The following is a 17,257-nucleotide window of genomic DNA, read 5'->3' as shown; positions in this document are numbered from 1 at the left end:
ATCGGACTTTTGCCCGATAAAAAAAAGACTCCCGCTAATGGGAGTCCTTTATCTCAATATTTCATTTGCTTCTTTTTCATAAATTTTATCAAATGAAGTCATAATACGTTGCGATGCTTGAATCATTTTTTGACTCGACATAAGATCTGCCATCTCTTTCGTCATATCTACATTTGAATTTTCTAGCATATGATTTTTCACAATCCCTGTTCCATTCGGTAAATCAGCGAGGTTACCTTCTGCTAGTGTAAAACTTTTATTTTCTCGTTGCACGAGGCGAGCATTCGTTTCTGCATCTACTGTTTTCGTTTGCAAGCGGCCAATATTATTTTGTGTTACTTCATCGTATAATGTACCGTCTGCTTGTACAGCTACCTTTGCTCCTTCTGGAATACGAATACGTTCATTATTCTCACCCATTACGAAAGCACCAGATGCTGTTTGTAAATAACGATCACTATTTAATGTAAAGCTACCATCTCTCGTTAAAAATGTTTCATCATTTTTAGATGTAACGAAAAATGATGATGTGCCAGCCGCACCGTCGTCTAAAAAGAAATCTGTAGCACTATTTGTCATTTGTACATTTCCTTGTACTAAGTTCACATGCGTCGCAGCTGGTACGACAGCGTAATCGACCGAGCCAATATTTGTCGCCGATCCGTCTCCGCGGCGATATGTGTCTTGCACATCAAATACTTTAGACGTCATGTTTTCTGCTTTAAATCCTGTCGTTTGGGCATTTGCGACGTTATTCGAATGAACATTAATATGCTGCATGTAATTCATCATACCCATAGAACCTATATAAAGACCGTTCATACTCGTTTGAATAAGGCAAGTGCCTTATTCTTCACCTCTTTTCTTACGATGTTTGTAACATTTGTTTTGCTAAATGTTCAGCTGTAGCGATATGTATATGTTGCTTCACGTCTTGTCCATCTGTCATTAATACAATTGGAGCTGATGATACAGCTGGAATTTTCAACAATTCACCACTACTCGCTGTTTCATCAAATTTCGTAAACACGATACCATCAATATGAATATCTTTAAAGTTCGTAATGATTTCAATCATGTCTTTACTTTTCATAGAAGCTGATAACGTTAAACAAATATAGTCTGGCTCTACTTGTCCCATCGTTTCAATCATTTCTTCAACCGTTTCTGACGTACGATAATTCTTCCCTGCTGTATCTATTAATATATAATCGACGCGTGCTTCTTCTTTAAAATAAGTGAGTGCCCTTGTCATAGCTGCTTCATCTCGCACAGCTATTACTTCTGACCCAATTGTTTTTACGTAATCTTGTAATTGCTGTACTGTTCCAATGCGAGAGTGGTCCGTCGTAATAAAACCAACTGTTTTTCTCTTAGCATGAAACTGCCATGCCATTTTCGCAAGTGTCGTCGTTTTTCCAACACCAGTTGGACCTATTAATGCAATCGTTTGTACTTCTTTTTCAAATACGTTTTCAGTATTGAAATGAGATCTCATATCTTCCAATATGTATCCGATGACTTCCTCTTCTGTAATCATCGTTGCATTCTCAAACTTCACTTTTAATTTTTCAGCATATGCATGAATGAAATATTGTTCCACATCGTTTTGTTCTAACATCCGAATTACTTTTTGAATAATAAATGGCACAGATTCCTGCTTTTCTTTTTTAACAACTACTTCTTCTTTCTTTACAGGAACAGCTTGTTTCACAGTAGGCTGTTTTTTCGTTACTTTCGTCGCCTCCGTATGTTTCACAACGACAATTCCTTTTTCAAACAGTTGTAATAGTTTCTCTTTTTTTCTTGCCCATTCTTCACTATTTCCTGTTTGCATCGCTGCGTACGGCATAGAAGTCGTTACGTTTTCTAAATTTTGCAGTACCGATTGAATTCCATTTGCCTTCACAATTTCTTCTGAAGGTTCATTTACAACATCCATTAATTGTTCATGAAATTGAGTTACGCCTTCGTTACTTTCTTCCTGTTTATCTTCAGGAAAAGCGACTAACATTTCATAATTCTTCTTCCAAAAAAACGGGATGTTTCGTTTTACACTTTCATCGACAACGTAGTAATAATCTGTACCATATTGGTCAAATAACTTTCGATACAATTCATTTTTCGAAGCTGCTTTTATTCGCATTAACGCTTCTTTTTTTTCTGTACTTTCCATTACTTCACCCCCTACTATTCAATATAAGCAATTTGATCTACAACAATTTCTGGTGCTAATTCACTAATACATAATACTTTAGCTTCTATTTGATAACGTTCAAGAAGTCTCACAATCGCAAACCTGAAATCTTTTCTGCGTGTTAATAATACTGGCTCTCTTCCCATTAAACGAGCTTGTTTGAAAACGCGCTGTACTTGCTCTACTACTCGCGTTTCTAAATCTAAATCCCAGTTTAATAAATAACCTTGGTATGAATTATTAACAACATCCGCATCTAACTCGATTGAATCAGCGAAAAGCGCTGCATAAATTTTTCCATCAGGATTTTTCGCACTCTCACAAATAACTTTTGAAATACATTCACGAACAAATGCAGTGACACCATCAACATGGTTTTGATAAATTTCTTTCCCGTCAATAATACCTTCAATAATTGTTGGTAAATCACGAATTGAAATTCCTTCTTTCAGAAGTTGTTTAATAACATTTTGCACGAGTGATAAATCGATTTCTTTCTTCTTAATTTCTTCTAATAAAACGCCATTATCAGTTTCAAGCGAGTTAATCAAGTCTTTCACATGTTGACGCTGAATTAACTCATGAAGATTACGTCTAACGACAACATCTAAATGCGTAATTAATATGCTGAGCGGCTCTAACACTTGATAGCCTTTCATTTGTGCATCTTGTACCATATGCTCCAAAATCCAATATCCATCTTCACCAAAAATTGGATCTTTCGCCGGCTCTGCATCTAAATCAGCCATTACATTCGGTGTTTTCAGTGCTAATAAATAACCTGATTTTAAAACACCTTCAGCCGCCTTCGCACCTTTAATACGAATAATGTAACGTCCGCGTGGTCTAAAGCTCGTATTATCTTTAAAGTTAATTCCAGGAACGTTAATACCAAGGTCAGTAATAATCGACTTCCTCATAAGAACAACTTTATCACGAGCTGTTTCCCCGTTAATCTTCTGCTTTACAAGTGCCGCTAAATCTAAACCGAGCTCTACAATAATTGGATATTTATCCGTAAAGACGCCGAATGAATCTTCCACTTGTTGTAGTTGCTCTTCATCGCCTTGAATCATTTCTAATTCTTTTTGAAGCTCGTCTTCTTTTTCTTTCTTTATTCGCTTTTTATTACGAACTCCTAAGAAAACAATCGTGCCTCCAACGAGAGCAAAGGGTAGAAATGGTAACGGTGTAAAAACACCCATTGCGATAAATAAACCACCGAGTGCATATACAACAACTTCATGCGCTAATAACTCTTTAAAGATTCCTTCAGTTACTGTATCAGATGAACCGTCAAATACTCGCGTTACGATAATACCTGTTGAAATCGCAAGCATTAACGAACCGATTTGGTTTACAATTCCGTCACCGACAGTTAACTGTGTATAGTGAATAGCCGCATCTGCAAAGCTCATTCCTTGCTGCATCATACCGACAATTAAACCGAAAATAATGTTTACGAATAAAATGACAATCCCGAAAATAACGTCCCCTTTAATGAACTTTCCGGCACCATCCATCGCTCCGTAAAACTCTGTTTCCATATTTAATTTTTTTCGTTTTGCCTGTGCATCTTTTTCTGTAATAAGACGCTGATTCAAGTCAGCATCGATAGACATTTGTTTCCCTGGTAAAGAATCAAGTGTAAAACGAGCTGCTACTTCAGCTGTACGAGACGCACCGTTTGCAACGATAAACTGGAATATGATTAATACTATAAAAATAACGATACCAATTAATAAGTTCCCGCCAATTACGAACTGACCGAACTCTTCAATAACATGACCCGCATTTCCGTCTGTTAAAATCGCTCGCGTCGTCGAAACGTTAATCGATACGCGGAAAATCCCGATTAATAACAACATCGTCGGAAATGACTTTAATTCATCCCACTCGTTAATACTTGTAGCTCGCATATAAATAAGCACTGACATACTTAGTAGAAAAACGATAACGATATCAAGTATAAATGGTGGAAGTGGAATTAAGAGCGCCACAACGAATGACGCTGCTAAAAAGATAGAAAAATAGGTTCTTGCAGAATCCATCTTAAACAAAGAGATCCCCTCCAAACGCGCTATTATACTTCAAGTTCTTTCGTTTGAATTAAATAGCGCATAACTTCAATTACAGCTACATATAAATCTTCTGGAATCGTCTCATCTTCCTCGACTTGATAATATAAAGAACGAGCGAGCGGACGGTTCTCTACCATTGGTATTTCTTGTTCACGGGCAAGCGTTCGTATATATAATGCGAGCTCATCTTCCCCTTTTGCAACGACAATTGGCGCCGCATCAACTTGTTTATTGTAACGAAGCACAACCGAAATGTGCGTCGGATTATTCACAATAAACGTTGCACCATCCATCTTCTTCGCAATTGTCCCTTGCAAGATGGCATGCATAAAATTTTTTCGTTTCCCCTTTACTTGTGGGTCCCCTTCATTATCTTTATGCTCTTGTTTCACTTCTTCTTTTTTCATCTTAATATCTTGTTCGTACTCCCATTTTTGATAAATGAAATCAATAATAGAAAGAACGATTAAAATAATTAAAATGGCTAAAAAGATAAATTTAATTTGGCTAATAATTTCAGTAAGTGACGCTGTCCAGTTAAATCCAATCATACTAACAATCTTCTCTAAATTCTTTTTAAAGAGAACGTACGAAACGTAACCGATTAATCCCATATAAAACAGTGATTTCAAAATATCTACTAAACTTTTACGACTAAACAATCTCGTAAAATAGTTTTTCGGATTAATACGTGATGCTTTCGGCTTAAGTACTTTAGAAGAAAATAAGAAACCAACTTGAATCATATAATTGAACAAATGAAAAGCATATACAAGTATTAATATAGGAGCCGATACTTTCAGAAGTAATATGCCCATTAAATAAAAATACTCGGTCGAATCTGTATTTTTTCCAATTTGATCAAACAGTACCGCTACGGAATGTGCGATCTCATAACCGAGCCAATCTCCGAAAAAGTAAACGACAACTGCTAATACAAGAATGGAAAATAAATTATTTAAATCTTTACTCCGGGCGATATTCCCTTCTTCACGCGATTTTTTACGCTTCTGCGGGGTGGCCTTTTCTGTTTTATTATCCTTTGCCATGCGCGTCCCCCTACTTCGTTAAGAAAAAGTTAAATAGTTTCGTATACTCTTCCAGTAATACGTCTGTCATATTTTTAAACACATAACCGAGCATCGGTACACTCATCGCAATAAACAAAATACCACACGTTATTTTAATTACGTACGCATTCATAAAAACGTTTAATTGCGGTGCATTTTTTGCGATTAAAATAAGGACGAAATTAATAATGAATAGACTGCCCATAAGTGGCAAAGCAATTTCAACCGCTGATGTAATTGCAAATAATAACGTTGCAAGTAGACTATCTAAAAAACTAGTCGTCAACAATTTTGAAATCGCCTCTGTATATTGAAACGACTTTAAAATCGTGGCAACGAAATAGTTAATGCCGCCCAGTGAAATAAAAATAATAAGAAAAAATATATCAAAAATTGTTGATAGCAAAGTGGACTGTGACCCTGCATTTACATCAAATAAACTCGCCTGTGATAAACCGATATCAAAGTCTAAAATATGCCCTGCCATTTTCGGAATGTTCCACAGCATCTCTACAATTTTTGAAAGTGATAACCCAATTACAATTTGCGTTCCTGCATAAGCTGCTACATCCCAAACTGTCTTTATGTGAGAGACATCCACTTGATCTGCCACTGTAATCGAAAGAGCGAGTCCAAATGTAACCTTTGCCATCGCCGGAATTGATCGGCCTGAGAAAAACGGTAGAAAATATAAAAATGAAGTAATGCGACAAAACGCAAAAAACGTCGCCGCCCATAATTCCATATTCATTTCAGTTCACCTATCTTAGTACGAACGCAATAGCGATGGGATTTTATCAAATAAATCTAAAATAAGCATCGTTAACTCTTGAAACATCCACGGACCTAAAATGATAATAACGAGCACAATACTCGCCATTTTCGGTAAAAACGTCAGCGTTTGCTCTTGAATTTGCATCATCGCCATAATAACGGCGATAATAATAACGACAATCATACTTACAACGGCAATCGGCATTAAAATCATAACCCCTTTATAAAAAAAGGTTTGGAAAATATCTATAATTGGTGACGTATTCATTTATATGACTCCTATCACATAGCATCAAACGCTTCAGGCGACCGTTTTAAACATAATATCGACGATTTTTGTATATCCACCTAAATATACGAAAACAAGTATTTTAAATGGTAAACTTAAAATCATCGGCGGTACCATCATCATCCCAAGGTACATTAAAAGTGTACTAATAATTAAATCAATAAAGACAAACGCTAAATAAATGAACATCCCTGTAAGTAAACCTTTTTGAATTTGCGTTAACGTAAAGGATGGCACAAGCGTAAACAATGAAAGATCCTTTAAATCTTTCGGCAACTCTTCTCCACGCACTTTCAGCATCATTTTCAAATCATGCTTATACGTATGCTTCGACATATAATCTTTCATAATCGGAGCTGTCGTCTCCGCAGCTTGACTTACTGTTATTTTTTCTTTCGTCATCGGGTCCCACACATCACTCTTTAATTGACCAAGCACTGGCTGCATTGTAAACAGCGATAAAAATAATGCGAGTCCAACAAGCACTTGGTTCGGTGGTAAATTCATAACCCCAAGCCCTTGACGAGTAATCCCAAGAACAATCATAAAATAAGTAAAATGCGTAAATAAAAGAACGATAGAAGAAGATAATGATAGAAGGGTAACGAGCGCGAATAGTTGTACACTTGAATTACTCGTAAACTCTTTTCCATTTTCGAAATTAATAAAGCCGTTCGGGGCTGCATACGCTGGATTTACAAAAACAAATGAAAAAATAATAGAAAATGCGAAAATAACGGCAAATAACGATAACTGTTTCTTTATTCTCATGATGGATCCTCTACTTTTTTCGTTTCACTCTTCACCGCGTCTTCTAACGCTTGTTGAAACTGATTTCCTGTTCCTGTTAACTGCACAGATTGTACACCGTTATTACTAATAACAGTGAACACTTGCTTTCCGTCCACTTCAAATAAAAAGGCGCTCGTTTGATGATTTAAATAAACACCGTCTTTCACTTGAATATGTCCGTTTTCACCTTGCTTAAAAAACTGCTGTTTGCGCGTCTTTTTCGTCATATAATATGCACCATAGCCGAGCGCACCAAACAGTAAAACGACTTGAAATAAGGTCGTCATATACGACATATGACTCCTCCTCTACTCTTTATCTTGCATTTGATTTTGCGCCTTCATAAGCGCCGCGTGTTTCTTGTCAGCTTCAATTTCAGAAATAATAATGCCAAACTTCTCGTCCATTACTATAGCTTCACCAATACCGACCTTCATATCACTTAAATATACATCTACTTTATGACCTAAATTTTTCTCTACTTCAAGAACATCGCCAATTTTTAATTGTTTCACATCGCCAAGCTGAATCGATGACTTCCCAAGCTTTACACCAAGTTCAATCGAAATATCCGAAACGGTATCAATATGCGCTTTACCTGCTTCATTTCGCTTCCCTGCAAATTCTTCTAATCCCATTAATGACACAGGAGATACTTCATGCTTCATATGGATCCTCCTACTCTATAAAACTTTTAAATAGGAGCGCCTTACGCGTTCCATCTTTCCCGATAAAACAATTAAATTTATGTTTTCCATCTACATAACCACGTAGTTGGTCTGAAACCTTTGTATGAAGCGGAATAATATCGCCTTCTTCAATTTTCTCAATCTCACCAATCGTCATCTTTTGCTCACCAATCGCAACGTGAACAGGTTTGTACACTTGATTTACTTTCACTTCTACTTCAGACGTATACTTTTTACGCTTATCCGAAGAATGTTCGACAATATTTTCAGACGTTAACTTATCCATAATTTCTTCAACAGATAAGAACGGAATACCGATACGAACTGTCGTATTCCAAAACTCTGTTTTCATATTTACATTCAGTAATGAAATAATATCGCTTGGCGTTGTAATCTTCAGCGCATTCGGATCTGTCTCCGTCGTTACAAACTTCGGTTCAATCGCAACAACGCTTTCAAATGATTGCTCTAAATTTTTACAAAGAAGCAAGAATATATTATCAAGCGTTAAAAATTCAAACGCCGTTAGCGGTCTACGCATCGTAAAGTTACGCTTACTATCTCCGCCAAGCCAGCATTCATGAATATAAATGACGAACGCTAAATCAATCTCAATAACAATTTCTCCAAGCTCTGGTAAACCTAGATCTATCACGCAATATAAATAATAATCTTTCGGCATTTTCTCTACATACTCACTCGTAAATGGAACTTGCTCAACCGTTGAAGGCTCTAGTTCAATTGGAATACGCATACGAGCTGACAACGTCTGTGACGTCTGCTTTCCAAATGTAGACGCAATCGCCTGCAAACTACGTAAATGTTCAACACCAAACTTCTCTGGTCTATTAAAATCATACTCTTGAAATTTATCTTGCTTCCCTGCTTCTTGTGCGAAAGCTGGCATTTCCTCGCCTTCATTTACCGCCTTCAGCAGGGCATCAATTTGCTCTTGGCTTAATTTTTCGCCACTCATGACAATCCCCTTCCCTACCTTTTCAATTCAACGATTTCAACGTACATTTTCCCATTCTTCGTCAAAATCTTTCCGGTTCCAATCTCTTCATTTTCAAGCATAAGACGCACCGTATTTTTCGTTGAATTTTCAAGACGATACAATGTACCTTTCGTAATATGAAGCAGATCTTCAATTTTCTTTTTCGTATTTCCGATTTCAAAATAAATTGTTAACGGAATATCATCTTGTAATTTCAAATCTAGCCAACTCCCATATCATGTTCACGAAAATTTCATGTTCTCTCTATATATGAAATTTCTTATTTTGAAACGTCGATATTTAATATTTTTTTAATATATCCTTGCGTTTCTTTAAATGGCGGTACGCCTCCGTACTTTCTCACATTACCAGGGCCAGCATTATAAGAAGCAAGCGCCAATACGAGATCACCGTTATTTTTCTTTAAATAACCGCTTAACTCTTTCACGCCGCCTTCAATACTTTCAGCTGGTGAAAATGGATTTTTTATACCCATCTCTTTCACATTTGCTGGCATAAGCTGCATCAGCCCCATCGCCCCTGCATGTGACACCGTTTTTGGATTAAAATTAGACTCTACTTCAATCATTTTTTGAATTAACGTTTTCGGAATTCCATATGTATTACTTACACGATCAATAATATCCCCATACTTACCTTCATTGGAAGAACGTATTTTTTGAATATTATACTTCTTCGTTAATTCCCACGTATCAGCAGCCTCATTTTTCGTTTCTGGGAAACGTCGTTCAAACTCTTTTTGTGCGACTTGCACTTCATCTACTTTCTTCGTTTCAGCTTTCTCCGTCTCCTCAGGCTTACTCGCTTCCTCTACTTTATTAATAGATTCTTCCGGTTTATTAACAAACGTTTCTATTTTCGTAGATTGTACCGGCTGACTCATATCTTCTACTTTTGCCGGCTCTTTAGCAACTTTCGTCTCCTTCGCAGATTCACTCTGCAATTGATCTTGAAAACGGCTACTAACGAATGCCTGTGGACTACTTAACTTTTGCTGCATTTGTCCTTTTTTATATGCAAGAACTTCTTTTACTATATTTCCAACTACCATAATATCACCTTTTCGGTAAACAAAGATAATCTAATATTAGAGTTTTTTTAAAAAGTTTGCAATAATCCTTTTGATAATATTGTAATAAAAAAATGAACAAATAGAAAATTATCATTTTTTTATATTCAATAATTACAATTAATCGTTGACACGATATATACCAAGGATTACAATTAATCTCGAAATTGATTTTTTTGCATATTTACGTTTATCAATTAACAGAAAAATCAATATAAAAAAATGGGGGTTCTTATCATGAGAATTAATACAAACATTAACAGCATGCGTACGCAAGAGTACATGCGACAAAACCAAGACAAAATGAATACATCTATGAACCGTTTATCTAGCGGTAAATCAATCAACAGTGCAGCTGACGATGCGGCTGGCTTAGCTATCGCTACTCGTATGCGTGCGAAAGAAGGCGGCTTAAACGTTGGAGCACGTAACACACAAGACGCTATGTCTGCTTTACGTACTGGTGACGCTGCATTAGGTTCAGTTTCAAACATCTTACTTCGTATGCGTGATCTTGCAACACAAGCTTCAAGCGGTACTAACAACGATAAAGATATCGCATCTATGGACAAAGAGTATCAAGCATTAGCACAAGAAATTGATCATATTGCTGACAAAACAAATTTCAATGGTAATGCATTTTTAAATAAAGGTACTGATGGTAAAGATATCACGATTCAACTTTCTGATGCTTCAAGTGATACAATGACAATCGCAGCTATCGAAACAAAGAAATTAACAACTGGTACTTTAGCAACAGCAACTGATGGAACAAAGAAATTAGATGCTACAAATGCAGCAAGTGAAATCACAAAACTTGACGATGCTATTCAAAATATTGCTGACGCAAGAGCAACTTTCGGTTCTCAATTAAACCGTTTAGACCATAACTTAAACAACGTAACGAGCCAAGCTACTAATATGGCAGCTTCTGCTTCACAAATCGAAGACGCTGATATGGCAAAAGAAATGTCTAACATGACAAAGTTTAAAATCTTGAACGAAGCTGGTATTAGCATGCTTTCTCAAGCTAACCAAACACCACAAATGGTTTCTAAATTATTACAATAAGCCATTTAAAAAGAGAGATTTCTTATAAACAATTAAAAACTAATGGGGGTTTTTAACATGAGAATTAACACAAACATTAACAGCATGCGTACACAAGAGTACATGCGACAAAACCAAGACAAAATGAATACATCTATGAACCGTTTATCTAGCGGTAAATCAATTAACAGTGCCGCTGACGATGCAGCTGGTTTAGCTATCGCTACTCGTATGCGTGCGAAAGAAGGCGGCTTAAACGTTGGAGCACGTAACACACAAGACGCTATGTCTGCTTTACGTACTGGTGACGCTGCATTAGGTTCAGTTTCAAACATCTTACTTCGTATGCGTGATCTTGCAACACAAGCTTCAAGCGGTACTAACAACGATAAAGATATCAAATCTATGAACAAAGAGTATCAAGCATTAGCACAAGAAATTAATCATATTGCTGATAAAACAAATTTCAATGGTAACGCATTTTTAAATCAAGGTACGAATCCTGGTGAGGGTAAAGATATCACGATTCAACTTTCTGATGCTTCAAGTGATACAATGACAATCGCAGCTATCCAAACAAAGTCTATAACAACTGATAAGTTAGCAGTTGGACCTGATCCAGATGATGCAGTTAAGAATTTAACTGCTACAACTGCAGCAACTGAAATCACAGCTCTTGACACTGCTATTCAAAATATTGCTGACGCAAGAGCAACTTTCGGTTCTCAATTAAACCGTTTAGACCATAACTTAAACAACGTAACGAGCCAAGCTACTAATATGGCAGCTTCTGCTTCTCAAATTGAAGATGCTGATATGGCAAAAGAAATGTCTAACATGACCAAGTTCAAGATTTTAAACGAAGCAGGCATCAGCATGCTTTCTCAAGCTAACCAAACACCACAAATGGTTTCTAAATTATTACAATAAGCCATTTGAACATATACTCTCTGTAGTATATAAAGAGTTTTCTTTTAAATAATTAAAAATTAATGGGGGTTCTTATCATGAGAATTAATACAAACATTAACAGCATGCGTACACAAGAGTACATGCGACAAAACCAAGACAAAATGAATACATCTATGAACCGTTTATCTAGCGGTAAATCAATCAACAGTGCAGCTGACGATGCGGCTGGCTTAGCTATCGCTACTCGTATGCGTGCGAAAGAAGGCGGCTTAAACGTTGGAGCACGTAACACACAAGACGCTATGTCTGCTTTACGTACTGGTGACGCTGCATTAGGTTCAGTTTCAAACATCTTACTTCGTATGCGTGACCTTGCAACACAAGCATCAAGCGGTACAAACAACGATAAAGATATCGCATCTATGGACAAAGAGTATCAAGCATTAGCACAAGAAATTGATCATATTGCTGATAAAACAAATTTCAACGGTAACGCATTTTTAGGTGGTACTGGTGCTGGTGGGAAAGATATCACGATTCAACTTTCTGATGCTTCAAGTGATACAATGAAAATCACAGCTATCGATACAAAAGCTATAACAACTGCAACTTTAGCTACAGCTACAGCTACAGGCCCAGATAAGGCTTTAAATGCAGCTTCTGCACCAGCTCAAATCACAGCTCTTGACACTGCTATTCAAGGTATTGCTGACGCAAGAGCAACTTTCGGTTCTCAATTAAACCGTTTAGACCATAACTTAAACAACGTAACGAGCCAAGCTACTAATATGGCATCTTCTGCTTCTCAAATTGAAGATGCTGACATGGCAAAAGAAATGTCTAACATGACAAAGTTTAAAATCTTGAATGAAGCAGGCATCAGCATGCTTTCTCAAGCTAACCAAACTCCACAAATGGTTTCTAAATTATTACAATAAGCCATTTGAATTAGTTTCATGAATAAACCTCTCTGCTTGCAGAGAGGTTTATTTTTTCTATATAAACAGATTAAAGACTTCTCTTTTGCTTAAATAGAAGCTCTATATTTAGTAGCGGTCAGGGCTTACTTTACCCTCGTCCCTTGTATTAAAACAAAAAGATAAAATAAGCATAAGTCTTTTTATCCTTCCATAGCCGTTTATTACTTTTAGAACACTAACTATATCAATCTATAAGGAGTGTCTATTATGCGTATTGGTACGAATGTTTTGAGTATGAATGCTAGCCAGTCGTTGTATGAGAATGAGAAGCGCATGAAGATGGCGACTGGTAAGAAGTTAAATACTGCTTCTGATACTCCAGCGAATGTAGCTATTGTGACTCGTATGCATGCGAGAGCGAGTGGTATACAAGTGGCGATTCGTAAAATTGAAGAGGCTTTACAAAATATATCACTTTATCGTGCTGATCTTGGGGCTATGATGAAGCGTTTACAGTTTAATATTGAAAATTTAAATAATCAGAGTCTGGCCCTAACAGGTGCTTCTTCTCGAATTGAAGACGCGGATATGGCGCAGGAAATGAGCGATTTTTTTAAGTTTAAATTGTTAACTGAAGTTGCACTTAGTATGGTTTCACAAGCAAATCAAATACCGCAAATGGTTTCTAAGTTACTACAATCGTAAATATACCTTCATAATTATTGGAATGATTCATAAAAAGATAAAAGGGAGATACATAGCGTTTATGTATCTCCCTTTTACTTTTACACTAGTTTATTCATTATAAATAATATCCTCAGCTAAAGAAGTAAATATCTCCCCAACAAGCGAATCTTCGTCATATACACATGAACCATTATTTTCTTCACGTTTCGCAAACGGTATTTGAGCGATTACTTCTGTTTGCAGTTGTTCTGCTAACATTTCGCCGCCACCTTTTCCGAAGAGATAGTTTCTTGAACCATCTTGTTCTTCATAATATGCCATATTTTCAACGATACCTAAAATATCGTGTTTCGTATGTTTCGCCATTACTCCTACTCTAGACGCGACAAATGAAGCTACGTTATGAGGAGTTGTAACGATAATTTCCTTCGCTTGTGGGATCATCGCAGCGACATCTATCGCAACGTCTCCTGTTCCAGGTGGTAAATCAAGAAGAAGATAGTCTAGTTCTCCCCAGTGCGTGTTCGCAAGGAAGTTTTGGATCCATTTGTTTAACATCGGCCCTCTCCACATTACTGGGTTATTACCATCTGTAAAGAATCCCATCGACATAATTTTAACACCGTGACTAAAGACTGGAATTGCGGTTTGATCGATCATTGTTGGCTTTTCATTCGTTTCCATCATAGCTGGAATACTGAATCCGTATATATCTGCATCTAAAATCCCAACCTTTTTGCCCATACGTGCTAAAGCAGTAGCAAGGTTAATCGTCACAGTTGATTTTCCGACTCCACCTTTTCCGCTCGTTATAGTAATAAAGCGTACACCTGAATCAGGTCGGAGCATACTAGGCATACCTGTTTCTGTTCTAGCTTCTTTCTTTAAAGACGCTGTTAATGCCGCGCGTTCTTCTGGTGTCATAAAACCGAATGTTAAGGAAACTTTCGACGCTCCAATGTTTCGAAGGGAATCTTCAATATCTTTTTGAATTTTCGCTTTCAACGGACAACCTAGAATTGTTAAAACTACTTCTAGCCCAACTTCTGTACCATCAATTTGTATATTTCTTACCATGTTTAATTCCACAATACTTTTGTGTAACTCTGGATCTTCTACATGGCTTAAAGCGTTCATAATTTGTTCGTGAGTAATCATCATACACATTCCTTCCATTGTAATTATTTTACGGGATGAAAAAAGGCTCCGCTTTTCCCACCCGTTTTTTGCACTAAATACGTTTCTTTCATAACCATCGTTTTATCAACAGCTTTACACATATCGTAAAAAGTAAGAGCGGCAATCAATACGGCTGTTAGTGCTTCCATTTCCACACCTGTTTTCCCACTGCATTTTACTGTCGCTCGTATAATCAACTCATACCCATCAATTGTCTTTTCATAATGGAACGTAAAGTCTGTCCCTTGTATTAATATCGGGTGACACATCGGAATAATATCGGCTGTTTTTTTAGCACCGATTATTCCAGCAACTTGCGCTACCTGAAGCGGATCGCCTTTTTTCATTCCTCCACTTTGAATTGCCTCAAATAATTCATTTGATAAAGAAATTGTACTTTGCGCAACAGCTGTGCGTGTTGAAATGTCCTTTTGAGAAATATCAACCATTTTAGCTCTTCCCTCTTCATTCCAATGCGAAAATTCAATCATAATGATCCTCCTTGTGCGATATTCAAATAGAAAGAATTAACCTCCACTTACAGGCGGGATAAACGCGATAGTATCTCCAGCTCTTACAATATCTTCGTACGTTACAAATTCTTCATTAATCGCCACCATAACTTTATCTAGCGTCTGTAATTGATAGTTTTCTTTCAGCCATTTTTTCAATTGATGAACGTTCATCTCTCGTTTTTCTATTATTACTAATCTCTCTGAGCCGACTTCTTCTCGTAAATTTGCGAACAGTAAAATTGTAATCATTCTCTCATTCTTCTTTCTTTGGTTTTCCTTCTGGATACGGAGTATTTTCGAGCTGATCTCCTATCCACTCCGTTCCATCTTCCCAAAATTCTTTTTTCCAAATCGGGACAATTCTCTTTATACGTTCAATTGCGTATTCATTCGCTTCGTACGCTACTTTACGATGTGGTGACGATACTGCAATAACAACTGCGATATCCATTATTTCTAATCTTCCTACTCGGTGCGTGATTGCTATTTTCGCATCCGGCCACTTTTTCTTAATTTCTTCTCCAATTGCAGTAAGCTTTTTTACCGCCATCGGTTTATATGCTTCATACTCAAGATGTAACGTTCGTTTTCCTTTCGTTAATTCTCTAACCGTTCCTATAAAAGTTGTAATTGCTCCAGCTTCTCGTCTCGCTACTTTATTCGTTACTTCTTCAACTACAATCGGATTATCGACAATTTCAAATCGTGCTTGTCCCATCAAAACCTCTCCCTACTTTACGGAATGTCCAAGGCCATTCACTACCTTCGTTATCTTCTAATAAAAGAACGTCTACAAACATCCCTTTCTTATATCCTCTCGTACCGCCCGGTAGTACAATAAAAATGTTTGATTCTGCTAATGAAGAAACGGAACTAGATTTATCAAATCCTGATGGATAAGCGATTAGTTGTCCTTCGTTATACTGAAGCTTCGCTCGTACAAATCTTGTAAATGGATTTGGTTTTAGAAAGTCTTCTCCGAGCATTGCTTTTTCTCGTTTTACATGTGGTGTTTCGCTAAACATATACATACGAATGCTAGGTTTTACGAATAATTCAAAGCCTACGTAACAAGCAGAAGGATTTCCTGATAATCCAAATAATAATTTCCCGTTTAATTGCGCTACAGTCGTGACGCTCCCCGGCCGCATGGCTAATTTATTAAAAAGAACTGATGCGCCTAATTTTTCATATATAGCTGGTAAATAGTCATAGTCACCTACCGAAACACCACCAGTTGTAATTAACATATCCACTTCGCTTAACGCTTTTTTCACTGCCTCGTAGCACGTATTAAAATCGTCACTAAACTTCCCAAAGTATTTTACTCTTCCACCTGCTCTTCGAATTTGAGACGATATCATATACGTATTACTATTTCGAATTTTCCCAGGTTGTAGTTCTGCATTTACATCGAGAAGTTCACTCCCAGTCGCTAATAGTCCAATAACAGGCTTTTTCGCTACTGGCACTTCGCTATAACCGAATGTAGCAAGCACAGCAGAAATACCTGGATTAATGTAACAACCCCTTTTTGCGAGAACGGTTCCTTTACGTGCATCTTCACCTTGAAAGGATATATTGTTTCCTTCTTTAAATGAGCGTCTCACTTCCATATAGCTTTTTCCGATATTCTCATATTGACGATGACGAGTCAGTTCTAGCATGACGACCGCGTTACATCCTTTCGGAATTTGTGCCCCTGTCATAATTCGAACTGCTTGAAACGCTCCTACTTCTTTAGGAAATACGGAACCTGCTCCAATTTCACCGATGACTTCAAATACGATCGGATTCTCACGACTTGCTCGTAAAGTATCTTCTGCCCTAATAGCAAATCCATCATATGGTGAGCGGTCGAAAGAAGGCACATCGTGATCAGCTACTAAATCGTCTGCTAATGTACGTCCGTATGCTAATTCCAGTGGTACTAGTTCTTTTACACCATAATTAGCAAATTCCATCACTTTACGAACAGCCTCTTCAACTGTAATTGCCACTCTTCTTTCCATCAT

General features: G+C 37.0%; 21 protein-coding genes. 4 read left to right on the top strand and 17 right to left on the bottom strand.

Annotation, left to right across the window (positions count from 1 at the left end):
• Positions 1–48: 48 nt before the first annotated feature.
• From QCI77_RS08660 to QCI77_RS08605, 12 genes are all read right to left on the bottom strand, one after another.
• Positions 49–822 (bottom strand): flagellar basal-body rod protein FlgG, encoded by a 774-nt coding sequence (locus QCI77_RS08660; RefSeq protein WP_098168663.1) that lies wholly within the window; start codon positions 820–822, stop codon positions 49–51.
• Positions 823–865: 43 nt separating this feature from the next.
• Positions 866–2,176 carry a flagellar biosynthesis GTPase FlhF gene (gene flhF, locus QCI77_RS08655; RefSeq protein WP_353824769.1) on the bottom strand — a complete coding sequence of 437 codons (1,311 nt, stop codon included), beginning with the start codon at positions 2,174–2,176 and terminating at the stop codon, positions 866–868.
• A gap of 14 nt (positions 2,177–2,190) precedes the next feature.
• Positions 2,191–4,257 carry a flagellar biosynthesis protein FlhA gene (gene flhA, locus QCI77_RS08650; protein WP_002189082.1) on the bottom strand — a complete coding sequence of 689 codons (2,067 nt, stop codon included), beginning with the start codon at positions 4,255–4,257 and terminating at the stop codon, positions 2,191–2,193.
• A 23-nt stretch (positions 4,258–4,280) separates the two neighbouring features.
• Complete coding sequence (gene flhB, locus QCI77_RS08645) at positions 4,281–5,327, bottom strand: flagellar type III secretion system protein FlhB (RefSeq protein WP_002126637.1); 1,047 nt, start codon at positions 5,325–5,327, stop codon at positions 4,281–4,283.
• A gap of 10 nt (positions 5,328–5,337) precedes the next feature.
• The gene (locus tag QCI77_RS08640; RefSeq protein ID WP_001055697.1) at positions 5,338–6,099 is read right to left on the bottom strand and encodes a flagellar biosynthetic protein FliR; all 762 of its coding nucleotides are present in this window, start codon (positions 6,097–6,099) and stop codon (positions 5,338–5,340) included.
• Between the two features lie 15 nt (positions 6,100–6,114).
• On the bottom strand, positions 6,115–6,390 hold the full coding sequence (locus QCI77_RS08635) for a flagellar biosynthetic protein FliQ (protein ID WP_002011993.1): 276 nt from the start codon (positions 6,388–6,390) through the stop codon (positions 6,115–6,117).
• A gap of 33 nt (positions 6,391–6,423) precedes the next feature.
• Entirely contained in the window at positions 6,424–7,182 is a 759-nt protein-coding gene (locus tag QCI77_RS08630; protein WP_002126633.1) for a flagellar type III secretion system pore protein FliP, read from the bottom strand.
• A complete protein-coding gene (locus QCI77_RS08625; protein WP_000121176.1) occupies positions 7,179–7,499 on the bottom strand; it encodes a hypothetical protein in 321 nt (106 codons plus the stop codon). The genes QCI77_RS08630 and QCI77_RS08625 overlap by 4 nt, the downstream gene beginning before the upstream one ends.
• A gap of 12 nt (positions 7,500–7,511) precedes the next feature.
• Positions 7,512–7,871, bottom strand: a complete 360-nt coding sequence (fliN, locus tag QCI77_RS08620; protein WP_353824768.1) for a flagellar motor switch protein FliN — start codon at positions 7,869–7,871, stop codon at positions 7,512–7,514.
• Positions 7,872–7,881: 10 nt separating this feature from the next.
• The gene (gene fliM, locus QCI77_RS08615) at positions 7,882–8,868 is read right to left on the bottom strand and encodes a flagellar motor switch protein FliM (RefSeq protein ID WP_002086450.1); all 987 of its coding nucleotides are present in this window, start codon (positions 8,866–8,868) and stop codon (positions 7,882–7,884) included.
• Between the two features lie 14 nt (positions 8,869–8,882).
• Positions 8,883–9,107, bottom strand: a complete 225-nt coding sequence (locus QCI77_RS08610) for a flagellar motor switch protein FliN (RefSeq protein WP_000775712.1) — start codon at positions 9,105–9,107, stop codon at positions 8,883–8,885.
• A gap of 62 nt (positions 9,108–9,169) precedes the next feature.
• A complete protein-coding gene (locus QCI77_RS08605; protein ID WP_353824767.1) occupies positions 9,170–9,961 on the bottom strand; it encodes a lytic transglycosylase domain-containing protein in 792 nt (263 codons plus the stop codon).
• A gap of 255 nt (positions 9,962–10,216) precedes the next feature.
• Here QCI77_RS08605 and QCI77_RS08600 point away from each other — a divergent pair, with 255 nt between their 5' ends.
• The 4 genes from QCI77_RS08600 to QCI77_RS08585 all read left to right on the top strand — a co-directional run bounded on the left by QCI77_RS08600 (position 10,217) and on the right by QCI77_RS08585 (position 13,566).
• Positions 10,217–11,050 (top strand): flagellin N-terminal helical domain-containing protein, encoded by an 834-nt coding sequence (locus QCI77_RS08600; RefSeq protein ID WP_201051770.1) that lies wholly within the window; start codon positions 10,217–10,219, stop codon positions 11,048–11,050.
• Between the two features lie 57 nt (positions 11,051–11,107).
• Positions 11,108–11,959, top strand: a complete 852-nt coding sequence (locus tag QCI77_RS08595) for a flagellin N-terminal helical domain-containing protein (protein ID WP_353824766.1) — start codon at positions 11,108–11,110, stop codon at positions 11,957–11,959.
• A gap of 77 nt (positions 11,960–12,036) precedes the next feature.
• Positions 12,037–12,879, top strand: coding sequence for a flagellin N-terminal helical domain-containing protein (locus tag QCI77_RS08590; protein ID WP_353824765.1), 843 nt, complete (start codon positions 12,037–12,039; stop codon positions 12,877–12,879).
• Positions 12,880–13,128: 249 nt separating this feature from the next.
• Positions 13,129–13,566 (top strand): flagellin, encoded by a 438-nt coding sequence (locus QCI77_RS08585; RefSeq protein ID WP_353824764.1) that lies wholly within the window; start codon positions 13,129–13,131, stop codon positions 13,564–13,566.
• Between the two features lie 90 nt (positions 13,567–13,656).
• On the opposite strand, the gene QCI77_RS08580 is transcribed toward QCI77_RS08585, so the two are convergent.
• Genes QCI77_RS08580 through QCI77_RS08560 form a run of 5 tightly spaced genes read right to left on the bottom strand, consistent with a single transcriptional unit; the run spans position 13,657 to position 17,254 of the window.
• A complete protein-coding gene (locus QCI77_RS08580) occupies positions 13,657–14,709 on the bottom strand; it encodes a P-loop NTPase (RefSeq protein ID WP_353824763.1) in 1,053 nt (350 codons plus the stop codon).
• Between the two features lie 20 nt (positions 14,710–14,729).
• Complete coding sequence (gene moaC / locus QCI77_RS08575; protein WP_353824761.1) at positions 14,730–15,218, bottom strand: cyclic pyranopterin monophosphate synthase MoaC; 489 nt, start codon at positions 15,216–15,218, stop codon at positions 14,730–14,732.
• Between the two features lie 36 nt (positions 15,219–15,254).
• Positions 15,255–15,491 carry a molybdopterin converting factor subunit 1 gene (gene moaD / locus QCI77_RS08570; protein ID WP_353824760.1) on the bottom strand — a complete coding sequence of 79 codons (237 nt, stop codon included), beginning with the start codon at positions 15,489–15,491 and terminating at the stop codon, positions 15,255–15,257.
• Positions 15,492–15,495: 4 nt separating this feature from the next.
• Complete coding sequence (locus QCI77_RS08565; RefSeq protein WP_016119953.1) at positions 15,496–15,960, bottom strand: molybdenum cofactor biosynthesis protein MoaE; 465 nt, start codon at positions 15,958–15,960, stop codon at positions 15,496–15,498.
• Complete coding sequence (locus QCI77_RS08560; RefSeq protein WP_353824759.1) at positions 15,941–17,254, bottom strand: molybdopterin molybdotransferase MoeA; 1,314 nt, start codon at positions 17,252–17,254, stop codon at positions 15,941–15,943. The genes QCI77_RS08565 and QCI77_RS08560 overlap by 20 nt, the downstream gene beginning before the upstream one ends.
• Between the last annotated feature and the right edge of the window lie 3 nt (positions 17,255–17,257).

It is taken from the genome of Bacillus cereus group sp. MG9 (assembly GCF_040459995.1).
Taxonomy (GTDB): Bacteria; Bacillota; Bacilli; order Bacillales; family Bacillaceae_G; genus Bacillus_A; species Bacillus_A mycoides.
The sequence above is the reverse complement of the archived record's forward strand: the minus strand, read 5'-3'. Positions and strand labels throughout refer to the sequence as shown.